The sequence below is a fragment of the Nonomuraea longicatena genome (assembly GCF_039525605.1).
In the GTDB taxonomy this organism is placed as follows: Bacteria; Actinomycetota; Actinomycetes; order Streptosporangiales; family Streptosporangiaceae; genus Nonomuraea; species Nonomuraea longicatena.
In genome coordinates this window covers 1-5,304 of the sequence record NZ_BAAAHQ010000048.1, presented here as the reverse complement: position 1 = coordinate 5,304, position 5,304 = coordinate 1, and the positions used below count along the sequence as shown (strand labels likewise).

Genomic DNA, 5,304 nt, shown 5'->3' with positions numbered 1-5,304 from the left:
CGGGCATCCTGCGCGGCCCGCTCCGCCTTGGCGACCTCGCCCAGCCGCCGGTCGATCCAGCCCCGATCGACGGACCGCGTCCCACCGGGAACGGCCTCGACGTCAGCGCTCCCCTCGCCATCGGCTGCGCCCTTGGCGCCGACCCGCCCCTCGCCGTCGGTCGCGGCCTTGGCGCCGGTCGCCGCCAGAGCGCGGACCGGTGTCAGGGCGTGTTCCATGGTCGCCGCGTGGGCGGCCAGGTCGGCTTCCAGACGGGTGAGCTGGGCGGCCAGCACCCCGGATTGGGACTCGGCTCTGCCGTGTTCGCTCCCGGCCTGTTCGGCGTCGCCTCTGGCGACGGCCACGGCGCGGTCGGCGGCGTCGAGGTCGGCGAGCGAGCCGTGCTCGGGCAGCTCGTCCACGACCCGGCGGCACACCGGGCACGGGTCGCCGCAGGCCAGACGGGCGGCGAGGTCGGCGCCGGCCTGCGCGAGCCGCAGCCGGTCGCGTTCGGTCTCGGCCGCCGTCAGCCGTCCGGCCGCCGCGTGCTGCCGCTCGGCCAGGCCGGGCACGAGCCGGGCGGCCGCCGACGCGGCTTCCTCCGCCTTCGCCCTGGCGGTGGCGAGCAGGTCGTGGCGGTCGAGGGCGGCCAGCGCGTCCCGCAGCAGCCCCGGCTCGCCCAGGCCGGCCAGCGCGGACTCCGCCGTCCGCTCGTCCTCCTCCAGCGCCGCCGCCTCGATCTCCAATGCGGCCACCGCCTCACCGGCCTCGCGGGCGGTGGCGGCCAGCGTCGGCACCTCACCGGGCATCGCCAGCGCCCTCAGGTCGGTGATGCGCGAAGTCAGCGCGGCCAGTTCGTCCTTGGTCCGGCGCACGCCCGCGTCGCGGGCGCGCAGCAGTTCGAGGTCGGCCCCGATGCCGCCCGCCAGCGCGCGCAGCGCCTCGACCCGGCTCTGCGCCTCCTGCTCGGCCTCCTCCGAGGCGCCCGACAGCTTGTCGCGCTGGTCGCGGGCGAAGGCCGCCGCCCGCTTGGCGTCCTCCTCCTCGCGCACCGCCTGCTGCCTGATGCGCTCGTACACGTCGGCGTCCAGGAGCTGCACCAGAAGGTCCTGGCGCTCGCGCGGCGCCGCGTGCAGGAACTCGGCGAACTGGCCCTGCGGCAGCACCACGCACTGCGTGAAGAACCGGTACTCCAGCCCGGTCACCCGCGTGACCTCCGCGGTGACGTTCTCGCCCTCGGCGATCGGCTTGACCACCTCGTCGAAACCGCCCGACACCTCGTCGATCCGCGCCTCCTTGGTACGGACCACCCCCTTGGCGTCCCGAACCAACGCCCGGACCACGGCGTACGTGCGCCCACCGCTCTCGAACAGCAGCCCCACCTTGCCGGAGGCGGCCGACGGCGACAGGGCGTGGGCGATGACGTTCTCCTTGCCCCAGCGCGGCACCGTGCCGTACAGAGCGAAGCAGATCGCGTCGATGACCGTGCTCTTGCCCGCCCCGGTGGGGCCGACGAGGGCGAAGTACTCGATGTCGGTGAAATCGACCTCGGTGGGCTCGCGGAAGCTGCCGAAGCTCTCCAGGTGCAGTGTCAGCGGGCGCATCAGTCGCTTACCTCGTCGTACAGGCGGTCGAACAGGTCGGCGACCCGGTCGTCGTGGCGGCCGGTCGCATCGAGGTACTCGCGGAACAACTCGCGGGGGGAGCGGGTGGCCGTGCCGCTCTGCCGTACGGCGTGGACCGGTTTGAACCGTTCGTCGAGGCTCACGTCGATCGCCCCCGGCAGCAGGTCGCGCACGTCGTCGGCCAGGCCCACCCTCGGGCGCTCCTCGACGACCACCTTCACCCAGTCGTCGCCCACCTCCAGTTCCTCAAGCTGGTCGAGTGTGCCCTTGACCGTGCGCAGCCTGCGCGCGGCGGCGAAGGCCAGCTCGGTCACCACGGCCGGACGGCCCGGCGAGACGTCCACGAGCAGCGCGCCCGGCGTGTTGCCCTCCTCGCCGAAGTCGACCGCGATCGGCGAGCCGCTGTACCAGATCGGGCACGGTCCGGGGAGTTGCTGACGCCGGTGCAGGTGGCCGAGCGCGGCGTACTGCGTGGACGGCGGGAACGCGGCCGGCTCGAAGTAGTAGGAGAAGATCGACTGCGCCTCACGCTCGCCACCGCCGAACCTGCCGCCCGGCAGGGTGCCGTGCGTGGCGACCAGGTTGACGGTGTCCTGCTCGAAACCGGCCGTCAGCGCGGCGATCAGCTCGCCCATCCGGGCCGCGTAGTCGCGGTTGTGCTCGGCGGCCGTGCCGGTCAGCACCTCGGCGGCGCGCACCACGTACCGGTGCGACAGGAACGGCAGCACCGCGAGCCGCACCTCCTCGCCCGAGCGCGCGCGAAACGACAGCGGGCTGCGCTGGAACGAGCCCACCACCTGCATGCCGAGCGCGCCGAGCACCGGGCGGTAGACGTCGAACAGCTGCGGGCTGTCGTGGTTGCCCGCGAGCACCACCACGTCCCTGCCGTCCTCGCGCAGCGCCATGAGCGCGGGCAGCACCAGCGACTGCGCCTCCGGCGTCGGCGCCGAGGTGTCGAACAGGTCGCCGGCGACGATCACCGCGTCCACGTCGTGCTCGCGGGCGGCGCCGACCAGCTCGCGCAGCACCGCGCGGTGCTCGTCCACCCGCGAGCGGCCCTTGAGCACCTTGCCCACGTGCCAGTCGGCGGTGTGCAGGATCTTCACTCGTGCTCCTAGAACGGCGGGATGTCGTCTTCGACGGCGGGCAGCCCCTGGAAGGGGTCGTCGTGCTTGACCGCCATGGGCAGCGCCTCGGAGGGCCGCGTGGCCCAGGCGGGGAACGGGAAGCTCACCGACAGCGGCACCGGGATCTCCGGCTGGGCGACGAACATGGTGCCCGGTTTGGCGATCGTGGCCCGTTCCCGTACGGCGGGCGGCAGCCAGCCGTACTCGGAGCGGGCGGCCTCGGCCGGGTCGAGGCGGCCCGCCACCCGCACCGCACTGTTGGAGACGATGCGCCGCTCGACCTCCGAGGCCGTCTGCTGGGCGCCGATGAGGATCACGCCGAGGCTGCGGCCACGCTCGGCCACGTCCAGCAGGATCTCCTTGATCGGCGAGTCGCCCTCGCGCGGCGCGTACTTGTTGAGCTCGTCCAGCACCACGAACAGCAGCGGCTTGGCGGTGCCGGAGGACTCCTTGCGGTGGAACTCCCCCCGCAGCACCACGCCCACCACGAACCGCTGCGCCCGATCCGGCAGGTTGTGCAGGTCGACGATGGAGACCTGGGCGTCCGAGGTGCGGATCGAGTGGCCGCGGAAGAAGGGCAGGTCGCCGCGCACGATCGGCGACAGCGCCCGCACGGCGCTGCGCAGCCTGCGCAGGAACGCGTTCACGGTGCCGAGCGGCGTCTGCGCGCCCGCCCACTGCATGCGCGTGCCCTCGTCCTGGAGCTGTTCGGACAGCAGCTCGACCAGGTCGGAGAAGGTGCGGCAGGCGGTGCCCTGCACCCGGACCGCGCCGCCGTCGCCGACCGGCTCCGCCCACGACTGCAGCCGGGCCGCCACCTGGCCGACCAGCAGGGAGTATCCGGCGCGCTCGTCGTCGGCGTCGGCGAAGACGAAGCGCAGCAGCTCCTCCTGGCAGAACTCGACCAGCGTCCAGAAGAACGAGCTCACCCCCTGGGTGCGGGCCGAGACGTGCGGGGTGCCGTTGGGGTCGTTGGGCCGGGGCGGAGCGAAGACGTGCACGCTCTTGAACGCCTGGGCGGGCAGCCCGAGCCGGGAGTACGCGCCCGCGTCGACGTGGCGGGTGTTGGCGTGGTCGAGGAACAGCAGGTCCTCGCCCTTGACGGAGAAGATCAACGCCTTGGTGTTGGCGGACTCCGCGCCCAGCACGCCCGAGTTGAAGATCGAGTACAGGAGGAAGGTGGCGAACGAGGTCTTGGTCGCCACGCCGGAGACGCCGGAGATCGACACGTGCGCGCCGCGCGTGCCGTCCAGGAAGTCGAAGTTGACGTACAGCGCCTGGCCGTCGCGCCCGAGCCCGAGCGGGACCCGCCGCTCCATGACGTCGAAGTAGAGCGCCTGGTCGCGGTCGCCGCTCTCGGCGATGAACACCTTCTCGCCCGGCAGCGGCGGCACCAGGATCTCCGGCTCGACCCGGGTGATCTTGACTTCGGCGACCTCGATGACGGCGGCCGGCAGCGCGCCGTCGGCGATGAGGAACACGTCGGAGTCGTAGGCGGCGCCCTCGTGGCGCGCCTCGACGGCGGTGACCACGCCGGCCACCAGCACCGGGCCGTGACCCGGCACCTCGCGCCTGGTCACGACCACGTCGTCGAGCTGGACGACCTTGCCGGGCTCCAGGCCGATCCAGAACGACAGCGGGGAGGCCGCCTGGGTGCCGAGCACGCGGCCGACCACCTCACCCGTCACGGCCGTGGTCATGCTGCCCGCCACTCCATTGACTGTCACGAAGCCCCCTTTTGCACTCTGCATCGCAGCGTAATGGGCGTGCGGGGATGCGTCTGGCTTATCGGATCACCGGCTCGTCGCACGCCGCCGCGGCAGACCCCCGATGCGGGCGCGCGCCCGGTGGGCGACAGCCGCCCTGTGACCGGCGCTGAGACCGGCACTGAGATCAGCACTGTGACCGGCACTGTGATCGGCGCTGTGACCGGCGCTGCCGCCGCTGCTGTGCGCGGCTCGATAGCCATGCGGGGCATTGAAGCGCACGCCACCGACATTTCCGCGATCTCCAGCGGCGTTCACCCGGCCAGATCTCGCATGAGGTCGCCGAGCACCAGCTCCTCCTCCACCCGGACGCCCCGCGCCCGCATCGCCCCGGACAGGCCGGGATCCCACGGCGTGTCCACGGGACGGCCCGTCAGCGGCGCGTCGCAGGCCGCGCCCCGGTAGGAGGCGGCGTCGTAGCGCCACGGCGTGAAGCCGACCCGCGCGTACACGGCCGCCGCGATCGCCGCCCCGCCCCAGTCGAAGTCGCCGTGGTAGGCGAAGCGCGCCCCTCCGGCCGCCAGCAGGTCGAGCAGCCGCCACACGGCGGCCGACGGCCGGCCGTTCACACAGACGAGCGGCGGACAGGCCGCGCCCAGCTCGTCGGCGGCCGAGGCCACCACGACCGGGTTCTCGCACAGCCGGACCAGGCCCGCGCGGATCGGTCCCGAGCGCCGCAGCCGCCGCAGCGTGCGGACACCGGGCTCGCCCGGCTCCGGCTCGTCCGGCAGGCCGATGCTCAGGACCAGCGACGACAGCTCGTCCACATGCACGCCGACCGCCTCCCAGGCCGCCCGCCGCGCGTCG

At 73.4% G+C, this 5,304-nt stretch carries 4 protein-coding genes; all 4 read right to left on the bottom strand.

Annotated features, from left to right (window positions below; translation table 11 throughout):
- On the bottom strand, positions 1-1,583 hold a 1,583-nt coding region (locus ABD120_RS34950; protein WP_343954611.1), incomplete at its 3' end, for an AAA family ATPase.
- Positions 1,583-2,710: an exonuclease SbcCD subunit D gene (locus ABD120_RS34945; RefSeq protein WP_343954610.1), complete on the bottom strand. Its 1,128-nt coding sequence runs from the start codon at positions 2,708-2,710 to the stop codon at positions 1,583-1,585. The genes ABD120_RS34945 and ABD120_RS34950, both read right to left, overlap by 1 nt.
- Positions 2,711-2,718: 8 nt before the next feature.
- Positions 2,719-4,458, bottom strand: coding sequence for an ATP-binding protein (locus tag ABD120_RS34940; RefSeq protein WP_343954609.1), 1,740 nt, complete (start codon positions 4,456-4,458; stop codon positions 2,719-2,721).
- Between the two features lie 293 nt (positions 4,459-4,751).
- Positions 4,752-5,304, bottom strand: a 553-nt coding sequence (locus ABD120_RS34935) for a DUF2399 domain-containing protein (protein WP_343954608.1), incomplete at its 5' end; no start/stop codon positions are given.